We start from the raw sequence: 17,882 nt of genomic DNA, 5'->3' as shown, positions 1-17,882 counted from the left end.
GGAGCACCACACCATGGCAAGACACTGGCGAGCCGGAGCGGCCGGCGCAGCGGTCCTGGGCCTGGCCCTCACCGCCTGCGGCGGCGCGAAGGTCGGCGACGACAGCGCCGGTTCGGGCGAGTCCGGCAAGTGCGGCACCTTCAACCTCGCGGTCAACCCGTGGGTGGGTTACGAGGCGGACGCGGCCGTCGTCGCGTACGTCGCGGAGAACGACCTCAAGTGCAAGGTCGACTCCAAGGACCTCAAGGAGGAGATCGCCTGGCAGGGCTTCGGGACCGGCGAGGTCGACGCCGTCCTGGAGAACTGGGGCCATCCCGACCTGAAGAAGAAGTACATCACCGACCAGAAGACCGCCGTGGAGGCCGGTTCCACCGGCAACAAGGGCATCATCGGCTGGTACGTGCCGCCGTGGCTGGCGAAGGCCCACCCCGACATCCTCGACTACAAGAACCTCGACAAGTACGCGGCGAAGTTCAAGACCTCCGAGTCGGGGGGCAAGGGCCAGCTCCTCGACGGCGACCCCTCGTACGTCACCAACGACGAGGCGCTGGTGAAGAACCTGAAGCTGGACTTCAAGGTGGTGTACGCGGGCAGCGAGACCGCGCTCATCCAGGCCTTCCGCAAGGCGGAGAAGAACAAGGAATGGGTGATCGGCTACTTCTACGAGCCGCAGTGGTTCCTGTCCGAGGTGCCGCTGAAGAAGGTCGCGCTGCCGGCCTACAAGGACGGCTGTGACGCCGACGCGGAGAAGGTCGCCTGCGACTATCCCGAGTACGACCTGGACAAGATAGTGAGCGCCAAGTTCGCCAAGTCCGGCAGCCCCGCCTATGACCTGGTGAAGAACTTCAACTGGACCAACGACGACCAGAACACCGTCGCGAAGTACATCGCCGTGGACAAGATGACGCCCGAGGCGGCGGCGAAGAAGTGGGTCGAGGCCAACCGCGCCAAGGTGGACGCCTGGATCAAGTAACTCCTTGACGGATGCCCGGTGGGCGGCGCGCAGGACGTGCGCCGCCCACCGGGCATTCCTGTTTTCCGTGCCGCGTTTCCGCACGTCACCGGGCTCTTGACACCCACCTGCGGGACAGGCACATTGAGTTGCGCAACCTGAATCACGTTGCGTAGAAAGCAACTGAACCGGAGGTGCGGCAATGGCGGGACCCCGAGTGGTCGTCATCGGAGCGGGCGTTGTCGGCGCGGCCGTTGCGGACGAGCTCTCCGAGCGTGGCTGGACCGAGGTGACCGTGGTCGACCAGGGCCCGCTCCCGGCGACCGGCGGCTCCACCTCGCACGCCCCGGGCCTGGTCTTCCAGACGAACTCCTCCAAGACCATGACCGAGTTGGCCCGGTACACCGTCGAGAAGTTCTGCTCCCTCGACGTCGACGGCAAGCCCTGTTTCCTCCAGGTCGGCGGCCTCGAAGTGGCCACCACCCCCGAGCGCCTCGCCGAACTGCACCGCCGGCACGGCTGGATCACTGCCTGGGGCATCGAGTCCCGGCTGCTGACCCCCGAGGAGTGCCTGGAGCAGCACCCCCTGGTCAACCCGGACCGGGTCCTCGGCGGCCTGCTGGTCCCCACCGACGGCCTCGCCAAGGCCGTCCTCGCGGTCGAGGCACAGATCCGCCGGGCCACCGAGCGCGGGGTGCGGTTCCTGGCCCGCCACGAGGTCCTCGACATCCTGCGGACCGACGGCGAGGTGACCGGCGTCCGCACCGACCACGGCGACCTGGAAGCCGACATCGTCGTGTGCTGCGCCGGCATCTGGGGCCCGAGGATCGCCCGCATGGTCGGCATGAACCTCCCGCTGACCCCCCTGGCCCACCAGCTCGCCTGGACCGGCCCCGTCCCGGCGCTCGCGGGCCAGACCGAGGAGGCGGTCCGCCCGATCCTGCGCCACCAGGACGCCGACCTCTACTACCGCGACCGCTACGACGGCATCGGCATCGGCTACTACGGCCACCGCCCCATGCCGATCTCCGCCGACGACATCCGCGCCTTCGACGAGAACGCCGAGATGCCGTCCGTCCTGAATTTCACCGAGGACGACTTCGACCCCGCCTGGACCGAGACGCAGTCCCTGCTCCCGTCGACGCGCGAGGCGAAGATCGAGGAGGGCATCAACGGCCTGTTCTCCTTCACCACCGACAACTTCCCGCTCCTCGGCGAGTCCCCGGACGTCAAGGGCTTCTGGGTCGCGGAGGCGGTCTGGGTCACTCACTCCGCGGGTGTCGGCCGGGCCATGGCCGAGTGGCTGGTCGACGGCCACTGCTCGAGCTTCGACCTCCACGAATGCGACCTCAACCGCTTCGAGCCGCACCAGCTCTCCCCGGAGTACGTCCTGGCCCGCGACTGCCAGAACTTCGTCGAGGTCTACGACATCCTCCACCCCCTCCAGCCCTCCGGGAAGCCGCGCCCGATCCGCACCAGCCCCTTCCACACCCGTCAACTGGAACACGGCGCCTTCTTCCTGGAGGCGAACGGCTGGGAACGCCCGCAGTGGTACGAGGCCAACGCGGGCCTCGTGGCAGGCCGTTCGATCCCCACCCCGAACGACTGGGCCGCCCAGTACTGGTCGCCGATCGTCGGCGCCGAAGCCCAGGTCACCCGCGAGACCGTCGCGATGTACGACATGACGGCCCTCAAGCGTCTGGAGGTCACCGGCCCCGGCGCCGGCGCGTTCCTGGAACGGCTGTGCACCGGGAAGGTCGCCAAGTCCGTCGGCTCCGTGACCTACACCCTGCTTCTCGACCACGACGGCGGCATCCGCAGCGACATCACCGTGGCCCGCCTCGCCCGCGACCAGTTCCAGGTCGGCGCCAACGGCAACCTCGACCTCGACTGGTTCACCCGCCACCTCCCCGCCGACGGCACCGTCCAGGTCCGCGACATCACCCCCGGCACCTGCTGCATCGGCCTGTGGGGCCCGCTCGCCCGCAAGGTCCTCCAGCCGCTGACGGACGAGGACTTCACCAACGACGGCCTGAAGTACTTCCGCGCCAAGCGCGCCTACATCGGCAGCGTCCCGGTCACCGCGATGCGTCTGTCGTACGTCGGTGAACTCGGCTGGGAGCTCTACACCACCGCCGACCAGGGCCAGAAACTCTGGGACACCCTCTGGCAGGCGGCGAAGCCGCTCGGCGGTGTCATCGCGGGCCGCGGCGCCTTCAACAGCCTCCGCCTGGAGAAGGGTTACCGCTCCTTCGGCACCGACATGACCTACGAGCACGACCCCTACGAGGCCGGCGTCGGCTTCGCCGTCAAGCTCGACAAGGACGACTTCATCGGCAAGGCCGCCCTGGAGCGCCGCAAGACCGACGTACGGCGCAAGCTCACCTGCCTCACCATCGAGGACCCGCGCTCGGTCGTCCTGGGCAAGGAGCCGGTCTACGACGGCGACCACGCCGTCGGCTACGTCACCAGCGCCGCCTACGGCTACACCATCGGCAAGGGCATCGCCTACGCCTGGCTCCCGGCCGAACTCGCCACCCCCGGCACGGCTTTGCACATCGGCTACTTCGACCAGCGGGTGGCAGCGACCGTCGCCGAAGAGCCCCTGTTCGACCCGACCATGTCCCGCCTCCGTGGCTGACCGAGGGAAGACGATGACCGCACAGCTGCTCGACGGCAAGGCGACCGCCGCCGACATCCGCCGCGAACTCGCCGAGCGCGTGGCCAAGTCGACCGCCCTCACCGGCCGCCCGCCCGGCCTCGGCACCGTCCTCGTCGGCGACGATCCCGGCAGCCGTGCCTACGTCGGCGGAAAGCACCGCGACTGCGCACAGGTCGGCATCGCCTCCATCCGCCGCGACCTGCCCGCCGACGCGACCCAGCGTCAGGTCGAGGACGTCATCGACGCACTCAACGCCGACCCCGCCTGCACCGGCTACATCGTCCAACTCCCGCTCCCGAAGCACCTGGACGCCAACGCCGTACTGGAACGCATGGACCCGGCCAAGGACGCCGACGGCCTGCACCCCGTCAACCTCGGCCGCCTGGTCCTCGGCGTCGACGCCCCACTCCCGTGCACCCCGCGCGGCATCGTGGAACTCCTGCGCCGCTATGACGTCCCCCTCGCCGGAGCCCGCGTCTGCGTGATCGGCCGCGGCATCACGGTCGGCCGTCCGATCGGCCTGCTCCTCACCCGCCGCTCCGAGAACGCCACGGTCACCCTCTGCCACACCGGCACCAAGGGCCTCGCCTGGCACGTACGGGAGGCGGACATCGTCGTCGCGGCGGCGGGCTCACCCGGCCTGATCACGGCAGACATGCTGCGCCCCGGCGCGGCGGTCCTCGACGTCGGCATCACCCGCACCGACCAGGGCCTGGTCGGTGACATCCATCCGGACGCCCGGCAGGTGGCCGGATGGGTCGCACCGATGCCCGGTGGGGTCGGCCCCATGACCCGGGCGATGTTGCTCGCCAACGTCGTCGAGGCCGCGGAGAGGAACGCGAACACCGTATGAACGTGCCGAACGGAGACATCCGATGAGCCCCCGCACCCCCGGCGCCGAACTCCCCGAGCACCCCGACTGGTTGTGGCGCAACCCCGCCCCCAAGCGGTCCTACGACGTCGTCATCGTCGGCGGCGGCGGACACGGCCTGGCCACCGCGCACTATCTGGCGAAGAACCACGGCATCACCAACGTCGCCGTACTGGAGAAGGGCTGGCTCGCGGGCGGCAACATGGCCCGCAACACCACGATCATCCGCTCCAACTACCTCTGGGACGAGAGCGCGGGCATCTACGAGCACGCGCTGAAACTCTGGGAGGGCCTGGCGGACGACCTCGACTACCCCATCCTCTTCAGCCAGCGCGGCGTCCTCAACCTCGCCCACAGCCTCCAGGACGTCCGCGACAGCGTGCGCCGCGTCGAGGCCAACCGCCTCAACGGCGTCGACGCGGAGTGGCTCGACGCCGACGGCGTGCGCGAGGTCTGCCCGATCGTCAACACCTCCCCGGACGTGCGCTACCCGGTTCTCGGAGCCACCTACCAGCCGCGCGCCGGCATCGCCAAACACGACCACGTGGCCTGGGGCCTCGCCCGCTCGGCGGACGCGGCAGGCATCGACATCATCCAGAACTGCGAGGTCACAGGGCTGGACGTGGTCGGCGGGAAGGTGGTCGGCGTCCAGACCTCACTCGGCCCGATCGCGGCCGGCAAGGTAGCCCTGTGCTCGGCGGGCCACACCTCCGTCCTCGCCGCCATGGCAGGCATAGAACTCCCGCTCCAGAGCCACCCGTTGCAGGCCCTGGTCTCCGAACTCCTGGAACCCGTCCACCCCACGGTGGTCATGTCCAACGCGGTCCACGTGTACGTGAGCCAGGCCCACAAGGGCGAGTTGGTGATGGGCGCGGGCATCGACGCGTACAACTCGTACACCCAGCGCGGCGCCTTCCACATCATCGAGGAGCAGATGTCGGCGGCCCTGGAACTCTTCCCGGTCTTCGCCCGCGCCCACGTCCTGCGCACCTGGGGCGGCATCGTCGACGTCAGCCCGGACGCGTCCCCGATAGTGGGCCTGAGCCCGGTGGACAACCTCTACCTGAACTGCGGCTGGGGCACAGGCGGCTTCAAGGCGACGCCTGGAGTGGGCTGGGTCTACGCCCACACCATCGCCCACGACACCCCTCACCCCCTCAACGCCCCCTTCTCGCTCGACCGTTTCACCACCGGCGCGCTCGTCGACGAGCACGGCGCCGCCGCGGTGGCCCACTAGGGATCCTCAAGGGAGCCGAACGACATGCTGCTCATCCCCTGCCCGTGGTGCGGACCGCGCGACGAGGCCGAGTTCCACTACGGCGGCCAGGCCCACGTCCCCTACCCGGAGACCCCCGCCTCCCTCTCCGACGAGGAATGGGCCCGCTACCTCTTCTTCCGCGACAACCCGAAGGGCCCCTTCGCCGAACGCTGGACCCACGCCGCGGGCTGCCGCCGCTGGTTCAACGCGATCCGCGACACGTCGACGAACGAGGTGCTGACGGTGTACCGGGCGGGAGAACAACGCCCGGCACCTGTCGAACCGAGTCCTGCGGTACCTCTCGACACCGGCCCGCATCTCTCAGCCCGTCCGGCGTTTGAGGACGAGGCCCTTTCGGGGCCGAAGCGGGGGTCTGGGGGCGCAGCCCCCAGCGGGGTCGAAGGGGCGGCGCCCCTGGTGGATGGGACGGGTAGGGGCGGCGGGGGCGAGAACCCGCCTTTCCGCCACCCCACCCGCGGCCGAATCGACCGCACGACCACCCTCACCTTCACCTTCGACGGCACCGAATACCAGGCCAAACAAGGCGACACCCTCGCCTCCGCCCTCCTCGCCAACGGCGTCATCGAGGCCGGAACCAGCATCAAACTCGGCCGCCCCCGAGGCATCTTCTCGGCCGGCGTCGAAGAACCCAACGCGGTCGTCCAGATAGAGGCCCCGTTCCCCGAACCGATGCTCCCCGCCCCGGCCATCGAGCTCTACGACGGCCTCGTCGCCACCAGCCTCCCCGGCCAGGGCCGCCTCGCCACAGAACCCGACCCGGCCCGCTACGACGCCGTACACGCCCACTGCGACCTCCTGATCGTCGGCGCGGGCCCCGCCGGCCTCGCCGCGGCAACCGCCGCCGCCCGCACCGGCGCCCGCGTCATCCTCGCCGACGACCAGCCCGAACCCGGCGGCAGCCTCCTGAACACCGCCGAGCACCTCGACTGGGTCGCGCGAACCGCCGAAGCACTCGACGCGGCCCCCGACGTCCGCGTCCTGCGCCGCACCACCGTCTTCGGCTACTACGACGACAACCACCTCCTCGCCGTGGAACGCCGCACGAACCACCTCGGCGCCGCCGCCCCCGCCGACGTCTCCCGCGAGCGCGTCTGGCGCATCCGCGCCCGCCGGGTCGTCCTCGCCACCGGCGCCCACGAACGCTCCCTGGCCTTCGCGGACAACGACCGCCCCGGCGTGATGCTGGCCGCCTCGGCCCGCGCCTACGCCAACCGCTACGGCGTCCTGCCCGGGCGTCACGCGGTGGTGTTCACGTCCAACGACAGCGCCTACGCCGCCGCCCTGGACCTCACCGCGGCCGGCGTCGACGTCACGGCGATCGTCGACACCCGCCCCGAACCGGGGGAGTGGGCCGAGCGCGCGAGGGCGGCCGGCATCGAGGTCCTGCCCGGCCACGCCGTCACCGGCACGGAAGGCGACCCCCGCCTGACCACGGTGGCCGTCGCCCCGTACGGCGAGACCACCGGCCGACGCGAGTTCGCCGCCGACCTGCTCCTCGTCTCCGGCGGCTGGAACCCGGTCGCGCACCTCTACAGCCAGGCGGGCGGCAGGCTCCGCCACGACGCCGAACTCGGCACGTTCGTCCCGGACGCCTGCCGCCAGGCCGTCGAGGTCGCGGGCGGCGCGGGCGGCGTGTTCGACGTCGCCCGCGTCCTCGCCCAGGGCGCGGCGGCGGGCGCCCGCGCCATCGAGGCGGAGGGATACACCCCGCAGCCGCCGAGCCTGCCGGAACCGGCCGCGCGGCCGCAGCCGACACCGGCCATGCAGGTCTTCACCGTCCCCGGCCGCGAAGGCGCCCCCCGCTTCGTCGACCTCCAGCGCGACGTCACCGTGGACGACCTGACCCGCGCGACCGGCGCCGGCATGCGCTCCGTCGAGCACACCAAGCGCTACACGACCGCGGGCACCGCCAACGACCAGGGCAAGACCTCGGGCGTCCTCGCGAGCGGTGTCGTCGCCGAACTCCTCGGCGTGGACCTGTCGGTGCTCGGCACGACCACCTTCCGACCGCCCTACACGCCGGTCTCCTTCGCCGCCCTCGCCGGCCGCGACCGGGGCGCCCTGAGCGACCCGGTCCGCACCACGGCCCTGCACGAGTGGCACGTCGAGCACGGGGCCCTCTTCGAGAACGTCGGCCAGTGGAAGCGCCCCTGGTACTACCCCCAGGACGGCGAGGACATGGAGGCCGCCGTCCTGCGCGAGTGCGCCGCCACCCGCGACAGCGTCGGCTTCATGGACGCCTCCACCCTCGGCAAGATCGACGTCCAGGGCCCGGACGCCGGCACCTTCCTCGACCTGCTCTACACCAACATGATGAGCACCCTGAAGGTCGGCATGATCCGCTACGGCGTCATGTGCCGCCCGGACGGCATGGTCTTCGACGACGGCACCGTCATCCGCGTCGACCAGGACCGCTTCCTGGTCACCACCACGACCGGCAACGCCGCCGCCGTACTGGACTGGATGGAGGAGTGGCTCCAGACGGAGTGGCCGGAGCTGAAGGTCCACTGCACGTCCGTCACCGAACAGTGGGCCACCGTCGCTCTGGTCGGCCCGAAGTCCCGCGCGGTCCTCGGCTCGCTCGCGCCTCAACTGGCCGTGGCCAACGACGACTTCCCGTTCATGGCCTGGCGGGAGACGACCGTCGCCGGCATCGAGGCACGGGTGTGCCGGATCAGCTTCTCCGGCGAACTCGCCTACGAGATCAACGTGTCGCCCTGGGCGGCCCGCGCCCTCTGGGAGGCCCTGTACGAGGCCGGCGCCCCGTACGGGATCACCCCCTACGGCACCGAGACGATGCACGTCCTGCGCGCCGAGAAGGGCTACCCGATCATCGGCCAGGACACCGACGGCACCGTCACCCCCCAGGATCTGGGCATGAGTTGGGCCGTCTCGAAGAAGAAGCCCGACTTCATCGGCAAGCGCTCCTTCGCCCGCGCCGACACGGTCCGCTCCGACCGCAAACACCTGGTCGGTCTGCTCCCCGAGGACCCGGGGACCTTCCTCCCGGAAGGCACCCACCTGATCGTCGACAGCGTGCTCCCGGCCCCGCCGGTCCCGATGCTCGGCCACGTCACCAGCAGCTACCGCAGTGCCGCCCTCGGCCGGACCTTCGCACTCGCCCTGATCAAGGGCGGCCGGGACCGCATCGGCGAGCGCCTGTACGCCCCCGTCGGCGACCGGCTGGTCCCGGTGACCGTCGCGAGCCCCGTCCTCTACGACCCCGAAGGAGCCCGCCGCGATGGCTGAGACCACCCTGACCGCCGCCCCGCTCCGCAGCCCGCTGGCGCCCGCCGCGGACCGCTTCGCCGCCGCGACCCGGACGTCCGGCGGTGCGATACGGCTGGCCGAACTCCCCTTCCTGACCCAGCTGAACGTACGTCTCGACGCCAAGGGCGCGGCGGCGGAGGCCGTGGGCCTCGCCCTCGACCTCCAACTGCCCCTTCAGCCCAACACCGTGGTCCGCGCGGGGGAGTTGACCGCGCTCTGGCTGGGCCCGGACGAATGGTTGCTGGTCGCCCCTCCCGGCGCCGCCCGGGACCTGGAGAGCGGCATCCGGGAGGCCGCGGGCGACGAACCCGTCTCCGTCATCGACGTCTCCGCCCAGCGCACCACGCTCCTGGTCACCGGCCCCCGCGCCCGTGACCTCCTGGCCCACGGCTGCGCGCTGGACCTCCACCCCCGCGCCTTCGGTGCCGGACGCTGTGCCCAGACGACCCTCGGCCGCACCCAGGTCGTCCTGGTCGCCCGGGGCGAACCCCGGGCCGGGTTCTGGGTGTTGGTCCGCTCGTCCTTCGCCGGCTATCTGGCGGACTGGCTGCTCGACGCGGCGACGGAATACGTCTGACCACCGATACGGCCCGGCCCGCGGAGTTCGCCAACCCCGCGGACCGGGCCGTTGCCACAGCGCCGTCCGTTCAGCACTCGATGATGTTCACCGCGAGTCCGCCGCGGGCGGTCTCCTTGTATTTGACGCTCATGTCGGCGCCGGTTTCCTTCATGGTCTTGATGACCTTGTCGAGGGAGACCTTGTGGGAGCCGTCGCCGCGCATGGCCATGCGGGCGGCGGTGACGGCTTTGACGGCGGCCATTCCGTTGCGTTCGATGCAGGGGATCTGGACGAGTCCGCCGACGGGGTCGCAGGTGAGGCCGAGGTTGTGTTCCATGCCGATCTCGGCGGCGTTCTCGACTTGTTCGGGGGAGCCGCCGAGGACTTCGGCCAGCGCGCCCGCCGCCATGGAGCAGGCGGAGCCCACCTCGCCCTGGCAGCCGACCTCGGCGCCGGAGATGGAGGCGTTCTCCTTGAAGAGCATGCCGATCGCGCCGGCGGCCAGCAGGAAGCGGACCACGCCGTCCTCGTCGGCTCCGGGGACGAAGTTGATGTAGTAGTGCAGGACGGCGGGGATGATGCCGGCCGCGCCGTTCGTCGGGGCGGTCACGACCCGGCCGCCGGCGGCGTTCTCCTCGTTGACGGCCATGGCGTAGAGGGTGATCCACTCCATGGCGTGCGCCAGCGGGTCGCCCTCCGCGCGGAGTTGGCGTGCCGTGACGGCGGCGCGGCGTTTGACCCTGAGTCCGCCCGGCAGGATGCCTTCACGGGTCATGCCGCGCGTCACGCAGGCCTGCATGACGCGCCAGATGTCGATGAGTCCGGAGCGGATCTCGTCTTCGGTGCGCCAGGCGTGTTCGTTCTCCAGCATGAGCGCGGAGATCGACAGGCCGGTCTCCTTGGTCAGGCGCAGGAGTTCGTCGCCGGTACGGAAGGGGTATTTGAGGACCGTGTCGTCGAGCTTGATGCGGTCCGCGCCGACCGCGTCCTCGTCGACGACGAAGCCGCCGCCCACCGAGTAGTAGGTCTTGGAGAGGAGTTCGGTGCCGTCGGCGTCGAACGCCCACAGCGTCATGCCGTTGGCGTGGTACGGGAGCGTCTTGCGGCGGTGCAGGACCAGATCGTCGTCGTAGGAGAACGCGATCTCCCGCTCACCCAGCAGAGACAGCCGTCCGCCGCTCTTGATCCGTTCGACGTCCTGGTCGGCCCGGACGATGTCGACGGTGTGCGGCTCGTGGCCCTCCAGGCCCAGCAGCACCGCCTTCGGTGTGCCGTGGCCATGGCCGGTCGCGCCCAGGGAGCCGTACAACTCGGCGTGAACCGAGGCGGTTCGGGCGAGCAGGCCGTCTTCGTCGAGGCGGACGACGAAGGTACGGGCCGCCCTCATCGGACCCACGGTGTGTGAACTCGAAGGTCCGATGCCGACCGAGAAGAGGTCGAAGACCGAGATGGCCATCAGGCAGCTCCGTCAGGACGTCAGGCCGGGATAGAGCGGGTGCTTGTCGGCAAGCGCCCTGACCCGGGTTTTGAGGCTTTCGACGTCGTACGACGGCTTCAGCGCCTCCGCGATCACGTCGGCGACCTCGGTGAAGTCCTCGGTGGTGAAGCCGCGGGTGGCCAGGGCGGGGGTGCCGATCCGCAGGCCCGAGGTCACCATCGGGGGGCGCGGGTCGTTGGGGACGGCGTTGCGGTTGACCGTGATGCCGACCTCGTGGAGACGGTCCTCGGCCTGCTGGCCGTCCAGCTCGGACGCGCGCAGGTCCACCAGGATCAGGTGCACGTCGGTGCCGCCGGAGAGCACGTTGACCCCGGCCTCGCGGGCGTCGGCGGCCGTCAGGCGCTCGGCGAGGATGTGCGCACCCTCCACGGTACGCCTCTGGCGCTCCTTGAACTCCTCGCTCGCGGCGACCTTGAAGGAGACCGCCTTGGCGGCGATCACGTGCTCCAGCGGGCCGCCCTGGAAGCCGGGGAAGACGGAGGAGTTCAGCTTCTTGGCGAAGGCCTGCTTGGCGAGGATGATGCCGCCGCGGGGGCCGCCCAGGGTCTTGTGGGTGGTGGAGGTGACCACGTCGGCGTGCTCGACGGGGTTGGGGTGCAGTCCGGCGGCGACCAGGCCGGCGAAGTGGGCCATGTCGACCCACAGGTAGGCCTCGACCTCGTCGGCGATCCGGCGGAACTCGGCGAAGTCGAGCTGGCGCGGGTAGGCGGACCAGCCGGCGATGATCACCTTGGGGCGGTGTTCCTTGGCGAGGCGTTCGACCTCGGCCATGTCGACCAGGCCGGCGTCGTCGACGTGGTAGGCGACGACGTTGAACTGCTTGCCGGAGAAGTTCAGGCGCATGCCGTGGGTGAGGTGGCCGCCGTGGGCGAGGTCCAGGCCCAGGATGGTGTCGCCGGGGGAGGCGAGGGCGAAGAGGGCGGCCTGGTTGGCGGAGGCGCCGGAGTGGGGCTGGACGTTGGCGTACTCGGCGCCGAACAGGTCCTTGATCCGGTCGATGGCGATCTGCTCGGCGACGTCGACGTGTTCGCAGCCGCCGTAGTAGCGGCGGCCGGGGTAGCCCTCGGCGTACTTGTTGGTCAGGACCGAGCCCTGGGCCTCCATGACCGCGAGCGGAGCGAAGTTCTCCGAGGCGATCATCTCCAGGGTGGACTGCTGACGGTTCAGCTCGGCATCGACCGCGGCGGCGATCTCCGGGTCCAGCTCGTGCAGGGGCGTGTTGAGGACGGTCATCTGCGGCTTCCCAAGGCTGTCGCGGACGGGTGATCAGTGCGGGAGAAGCGGGCCCTCAGCGGAAGACCACCGTGTGGTGGCCGTTGAGCAGCACGCGGCTCTGGCTGTGCCACTGCACGGCGCGCGCCAGGACCTGGGCCTCGACGTCCTGACCGATGGTCACGAGTTCGTCGGGGTCGCGGGAGTGGTCCACGCGGACGACGTCCTGCTCGATGATGGGCCCTTCGTCCAGGTCCGGTGTGACGTAGTGGGCCGTGGCGCCGACGAGCTTGACGCCCCGTTGGTAGGCCTGGAGGTAGGGCCGGGCGCCCTTGAAGCTGGGCAGGAAGGAGTGGTGGATGTTGATGGCCCGGCCTTCGAGCTGCTTGCAGAGGTCGTCGGAGAGGATCTGCATGTAGCGGGCCAGGACCACCAGGTCGATGTCCAACTCGCGGACGAGTTCGAGGAGTCGGGCCTCGGCCTCGGGCTTGGTGTCCTTGGTCACCGGGACGTGGTGGAAGGGGATGCCGTAACTCTCGGCCAGGCCCTCGAATTCGCGGTGGTTGGAGACGATCGCCGGGATCTCGATGTTGAGCGAGCCGGCCCGCTTGCGGAACAGCAGGTCGTTCAGGCAGTGCCCGAACTTGGAGACCATGATGAGCGCGCGGGTCGGGGCGTGGGCGTCGCACAGCCGCCAGTCGATGCCGTACGCCTCGGCCACCGGCGTGAAGTCGGCGCTCAGCCACTCCACCGAGGCCTTCGGGTCGGAGACGTCGAAGTGCACGCGCATGAAGAAGCGCCCCTGGCGCCTGTCGTCGAACTGCCTGCTCTCCAGGATGTTTCCGGAGTGGGTGACGAGGAAGCCGCTGACGGCGTGGACCAGTCCGGCCTGGTCGGGACAGGAGAGGGTGAGGACGAACTCGCGGCCGGGGTGGGGGCGAGGGGGCATGGCATCCTCCAGCAGTGCGTCATGAGCAACAGTGCGAGCGATACGCAACATGGTCCAAGCGTGAGGGGGTCTGGTCAAGGGCGTCGCCGCCCCGGTTGTGTTGTGCGATGAGAAAAACTCTGCTCAATGAGCAACGCTGTCGTGCAACGACTGTTCGAACCAGACGACTTTGCCGGTGCTCAGCCGGGTCGCGCCCCAGCGCTCGGACAGCTGGTCGACCAGGAACAGTCCCCGCCCGCCCTCGTCGCTCAACCGGGCGTGCCGCATCCTCGGCACCACCGGCGAGTCGTCCCCGACCTCGCAGCGCAGGACGTCCGTGCACAGCAGGCGCAGGGTGATCGGGCGGGACGCGAAGCGCACGGCGTTCGCCACCACCTCGCTGACCATGAGCTCGGTGGACTCGATCAGGGAGTCGAGCCCCCAGCGGTGCAGCGTCCTGCGGGTCAGCCTGCGGGCCTGGCCGGCGGTCTGTGGTCGCGGTGCCATGTACCAGTACGCGACGGTCTCCGGCAGGATCCCCTCGAACCGGGCGGCGAGCAGTGCGACGTCGTCGTCCCGGTCGCCCGTGCCCAGCGCGCCGAGGGCCGCGTCACAGAGTGTCTCCAGCGCCGGGGGAGTGGCCTGGGCGGCGGCCGTACGGAGCCGGGCACGCAGGTCCTCGATGCCGGTCAGCACGTCGGAGGCGCGGGACTCGACCAGGCCGTCGGTGTAGAGCAGCAGCGTCGCCCCGGCCGGGGCGTGGATCTCGGTGGACTCGAAGCTGCCGCCGCCCACACCGATCGGCGGCCCGGGCGGGACCGACAGGATTTCGCCGGTGCCGTCGGGGCGCAGCAGCACCGGCGGCAGATGGCCGGCGTTGGACACCAGCAGTCGCTGGAGGACGGGGTCGTAGAGGGCGTACAGACAGGTCGCGGTGTGCTCGGTGCCGAGGCGTTCGGCCTGTTCGTCGAGGTGGTGGAGCACCTCGTCGGGCGGCAGGTCGAGCAGGGCGAGGGTCTGCACGGTGGTGCGCAGCTGCCCCATGATCGCGGCGGACGTCATGGAGTGGCCCATCACGTCGCCGATCACCAGCGCGACCCGGTTGCCCGGCAGCGGGATCGTGTCGTACCAGTCGCCGCCCACCTGCGCGGTCCGCGAGGCCGGCAGATAGCGGCTGGCCAGCCGGACGCCGGGCGGCTCGGGGAGCGACGGCGGGAGCATGGTGCGCTGGAGCGTGTCGGCGACGGACGCCTCACGGGCGTACAGCATCGCCTTGTCGATGCCGAGCGCGGTGTGGGTGGCGAGCTGGGAGGCGACCAGCAGATCGTCGTCGGTGAAGGCGGGCCGGCCGGTGCCGCGCAGGAGGACGACGCTGCCGAGGACGTGGCTGCGCCCGTGCAGCGGGGCGAGGATCAGGCGCCGTCCGGGCGGTGGCGTCGTGCGGACGTTCGCCGGGCCCAGCAGCTCGGCCACCGTGGCGGCCGCGTTCGGCACGTCACCGAAGACGGGCCGGCCGTCCCTCAGCCGTGTGGCCAGCGGACCGCCCACGGCCGGGTGCACGGCCTCGGCCGCGGAGTCCAGGGCCTGCGGGGAAGTCTGCTCCATGGTGTGCAGCCGCAGGACGCCGGGGACGGGAGTGGTCTCGTCGCCCACCGGCAGCGGGTCGTACAGATGAACGAGCGCCGTGTCGGCGAAGGCGGGGACGGCCGCCCGGCACAGCTCGGACAGGGTCTCGTCGAGGTCCATGCCACGGGCGATACGCCGGGTCGCCGCGTCGAGGTACCGGAGCCGGTCCGTCTGTGGCTGGGCCGGGCCCGTCTCGTCGGCGCGGTCACCGGGGACGGACGCCGGGCCGGAGCGCGTCGGCCGGCGGGCGGGCGCGCCGCGCCCCTGCGCACCGGCCGCTTTTCTGCCGGTGCGCTTGCCGGTCCCGAGGCGCTTGGTCATGCGTGTCCTTCCTGCCGTGCGCGCCCGCGCCGGGGCGGGCGCGTCAGGGTCGTCAGGCGTGCCGCCGTCGGCAGCGCAGGAAGATCTGCACCTCGGGCTGGACGTCCGCGGAGGCCGGGGCGTAGGTGAACGAGGACTCGTCGACGATCTCGAAGCCCGCCGTCTCGACCACCTCGCGCAGCTCCTCCCTGAGGTAGCCGGAGACCCGGATGCTCTCCCCGACGAACGGGATGGAGAAGTCGTCGACGTCGGCCTCCACCATCGACAGCGCGAACAGGCCGCCAGGCACCAGCAGGTGGTGGACGGTCCGCAGAGCCAGGGGGATCTCCGCGCGCGGCAGCATCAGCAGCGAGAAGAAGGCCGCCACCGCCTCGAAACGGCCGAGATCCAGCGGGCCGCCGGGTCGCAGGTCGGCGATGTCCGCCTGATGGAACTCCCCGGCGGGCACATGCTTGCGTGCCAGTGCCACCATCCCGTCCGACAGATCCACACCGACGACCTCGAAGCCCGCCTCCGCCAGCTGGAGAGCGGTCGGAATGCCCGTGCCGCACCCCAGGTCGAGCGCGCGGGACCCGGTCGGCAGCGACCGGATCAGCCATTCGGCCGCCGCGACCTGCCCCTCCTTGTGCGGGAAGGCCTCGTCGTAACGCTCACCGAGGGCGTCGAAGGCCGCGGCCTGACCCGTGCGGTCGAGAGGGATGTTCCCGTAGCCGGACTTGTCGGCGGGGCTGCTCACAGGAGTTCTCCTTCGATGCCGTTATGTGCGATTTTTTCATAGTTACACCGATGGGGATGCGGCCTGGACAGCTGCGCTGCCCGGTCAGCTCGTCCTGTGGCCCCACTCCGGCCCGACCAGGTCCCATTCCCTGCCCCACCCCGCGACCCGGCGCCGGTCGAGCCGGCACCGCACGACCGCTCCGGCGCCGATCACGAGGCCGCTGAGGGCGAGGGCGGCCCCCGCGCCCAGGAAGCCCGCCTCGACGGCCGCGTCGCTCGGGCCCGGTGGCCGGGTGGTGAGCTCACCCTGCCGGTTCGTCCAGACAGTGACCGCCGCCCCGGCCTCCTGCCCGGCGTCCACCAGGGTGCTGCCGGTGCGGCGGGAGCCGTCCGGGGTCGTCCAGCGGACCTTCGTCGTGGTGCGGCCGCCGTACACTCCGCCCTTCGCGCCGGTCGTTCGGGGCGCGTCGGCGAGGAGCACCGCTCGGACGGGGGCGCGGTCGGCGCGCTGCCCGGCGAAGGTGTCGTCGGCGGCACGGGCGGTCACGACGCCCGCGAGGGTTCCTCCCACCGCCACGAGGAGCAGGACGGCCAGGACGAGCCACGCCTCCAGAACGTCGTCATGTCGACGCAGCGGGTTGCTCCTGAACCGCCACAGCCATCGCTTGGTACGCCTGTCGCCGCGCATCGGTCGCACCTTCCCTCCGTATGCCGTTGCCAGGAAGGTGACATGAGGTCGCACATGGCGGCAGGGGCCGACCGGACGGCACCGCCGGGCTCTTCGGGCCCGATCCGGGCCGCCCGAGGGGCCGTTGAGCCCGCGGCCGTGCACCGCCGGAATGCTCCGGACGCCCTCGGCGCCGAGCGCGGCACCGCACGCCCGCCGAAGGGCCGTGCACGAGGGACCAACGGCCCCGTCCCCTCACCCGGGGGCAGGCCCACCCTCGTAAGAACCGCGTTCGTGCGGAAGGAGGAGACCATGCGATCGACGCCTCTCGACGCCGCGACCCTGGAAGCCTGCGTCGCCGCGGCCGTGGCCGCGCCCTCGATCCACAACACCCAGCCGTGGCGGTTCCGTCTGGACCCCGAGGCCCCGGCCTTCGAGGTGCGCTCGGCGGTGGACCGCGCGCTGCGCCACACCGATCCCGTCGGCCGCGCCCTCCATCTGTCGGTGGGCGCCTGCGTCTTCAACCTCCGTGTCGCCGCCGCCCACTTCGGCTGGTCCCCGTTCGTACGGCTGCTGCCGGACCCGGAGGACCCCGGCCTGCTGGCCACCGTCCGCCTGGGCGGCTGCCGCAGCGGACACGCCACCGGCCACCGCGGTGATCTCTTCCCGGCCCTGTGGCGCCGCCACAGCAGCCGCTTCCCCTTCTCCGCACGGCCGCTGCCGCGCCACGCCCTCGCCGAACTCGCTGACGCCGCCCACCTGGAGGGCGCCCTTCTCGGCTTCCCCGCGGCCGACGAGACCGCGCGTCTGCTCCGGGTGGCCGGGGAAGCCGAGTTCCGCAACCGCGCGGACGGCGAGCGTGGCGTGGAGAGCCGCCGTTGGGTGCACCAGGGCCCGGACTCCCCGACGCGGACCGGTCTGCCGTGGTCCGCGCTCGGCCCGCAGGACCGCCGGGAACGCATCCCCATGCGGGACTTCACCGCGCAGCGGCATGCGGAGCGGCTGCCCGCCCAGGACTTCGAGACGGAACCGGTCGTCGGCCTTCTCACGACGAGCCACGACCGCCGTACCGACTGGCTGCGCGCCGGACAGGCGCTCGAACACGCCCTGCTGGTCGCCACCGTCCACGGGCTGCGCGCGTCGCTGCTCCACCAGCCGATGGAGTGGCCCGACCTGCGCCGTGCCCTGAGCCCCGACCCCGATCACGGCGGACACGCACAGATGCTGATCCGCGTCGGTTACGGCCCCGCGGGCCCGCTCACTCCCTGGCGCGACCCGCACGCCGTGCTCGACACACAGGTGCCGCCGCGTTAGCCGGCG

General features: G+C 71.2%; 13 protein-coding genes. 7 read left to right on the top strand and 6 right to left on the bottom strand.

What is annotated here, in order from left to right; all coding sequences use genetic code 11:
- Positions 1–13 precede the first annotated feature (13 nt).
- From OG866_RS03485 to OG866_RS03460, 6 genes are all read left to right on the top strand, one after another.
- Positions 14–973, top strand: coding sequence for an ABC transporter substrate-binding protein (locus OG866_RS03485; protein WP_329331872.1), 960 nt, complete (start codon positions 14–16; stop codon positions 971–973).
- A 181-nt stretch (positions 974–1,154) separates the two neighbouring features.
- Complete coding sequence (locus tag OG866_RS03480) at positions 1,155–3,593, top strand: GcvT family protein (RefSeq protein ID WP_329331871.1); 2,439 nt, start codon at positions 1,155–1,157, stop codon at positions 3,591–3,593.
- Between the two features lie 13 nt (positions 3,594–3,606).
- On the top strand, positions 3,607–4,467 hold the full coding sequence (locus tag OG866_RS03475) for a bifunctional methylenetetrahydrofolate dehydrogenase/methenyltetrahydrofolate cyclohydrolase (protein WP_329331870.1): 861 nt from the start codon (positions 3,607–3,609) through the stop codon (positions 4,465–4,467).
- Positions 4,468–4,489: 22 nt separating this feature from the next.
- Positions 4,490–5,722, top strand: coding sequence for a sarcosine oxidase subunit beta family protein (locus OG866_RS03470; RefSeq protein ID WP_329331869.1), 1,233 nt, complete (start codon positions 4,490–4,492; stop codon positions 5,720–5,722).
- A gap of 24 nt (positions 5,723–5,746) precedes the next feature.
- The gene (locus OG866_RS03465) at positions 5,747–9,013 is read left to right on the top strand and encodes a sarcosine oxidase subunit alpha family protein (RefSeq protein WP_329331868.1); all 3,267 of its coding nucleotides are present in this window, start codon (positions 5,747–5,749) and stop codon (positions 9,011–9,013) included.
- A complete protein-coding gene (locus OG866_RS03460) occupies positions 9,006–9,611 on the top strand; it encodes a sarcosine oxidase subunit gamma (protein ID WP_329331867.1) in 606 nt (201 codons plus the stop codon). Before OG866_RS03465 ends, OG866_RS03460 begins: the two co-directional genes overlap by 8 nt.
- Before the next feature lie 70 nt (positions 9,612–9,681).
- Here the strand turns inward: OG866_RS03460 and OG866_RS03455 are convergent, their stop codons facing one another.
- The 6 genes from OG866_RS03455 to OG866_RS03430 form a co-directional block, all read right to left on the bottom strand.
- Positions 9,682–11,049, bottom strand: a complete 1,368-nt coding sequence (locus OG866_RS03455) for an L-serine ammonia-lyase (protein WP_329331866.1) — start codon at positions 11,047–11,049, stop codon at positions 9,682–9,684.
- 12 nt (positions 11,050–11,061) lie between these two features.
- Positions 11,062–12,324, bottom strand: coding sequence for a serine hydroxymethyltransferase (glyA, locus tag OG866_RS03450; RefSeq protein WP_329331865.1), 1,263 nt, complete (start codon positions 12,322–12,324; stop codon positions 11,062–11,064).
- A gap of 55 nt (positions 12,325–12,379) precedes the next feature.
- The gene (purU, locus tag OG866_RS03445) at positions 12,380–13,252 is read right to left on the bottom strand and encodes a formyltetrahydrofolate deformylase (protein WP_329331864.1); all 873 of its coding nucleotides are present in this window, start codon (positions 13,250–13,252) and stop codon (positions 12,380–12,382) included.
- A 123-nt stretch (positions 13,253–13,375) separates the two neighbouring features.
- Positions 13,376–15,178, bottom strand: a complete 1,803-nt coding sequence (locus OG866_RS03440) for a SpoIIE family protein phosphatase (RefSeq protein WP_329331863.1) — start codon at positions 15,176–15,178, stop codon at positions 13,376–13,378.
- 52 nt (positions 15,179–15,230) lie between these two features.
- A complete protein-coding gene (locus tag OG866_RS03435; protein WP_329331862.1) occupies positions 15,231–15,914 on the bottom strand; it encodes a class I SAM-dependent DNA methyltransferase in 684 nt (227 codons plus the stop codon).
- Between the two features lie 84 nt (positions 15,915–15,998).
- On the bottom strand, positions 15,999–16,583 hold the full coding sequence (locus tag OG866_RS03430) for an Rv1733c family protein (RefSeq protein ID WP_329331861.1): 585 nt from the start codon (positions 16,581–16,583) through the stop codon (positions 15,999–16,001).
- A 291-nt stretch (positions 16,584–16,874) separates the two neighbouring features.
- On the opposite strand from OG866_RS03430, the gene OG866_RS03425 reads away from it, so the two are divergent.
- A complete protein-coding gene (locus OG866_RS03425; RefSeq protein WP_329331860.1) occupies positions 16,875–17,876 on the top strand; it encodes an Acg family FMN-binding oxidoreductase in 1,002 nt (333 codons plus the stop codon).
- Positions 17,877–17,882: the final 6 nt, after the last annotated feature.

The sequence above is a fragment of the Streptomyces sp. NBC_00663 genome, assembly GCF_036226885.1.
Lineage (GTDB): Bacteria > Actinomycetota > Actinomycetes > Streptomycetales > Streptomycetaceae > Streptomyces.
The sequence above is the reverse complement of the archived record's forward strand: the minus strand, read 5'-3'. Positions and strand labels throughout refer to the sequence as shown.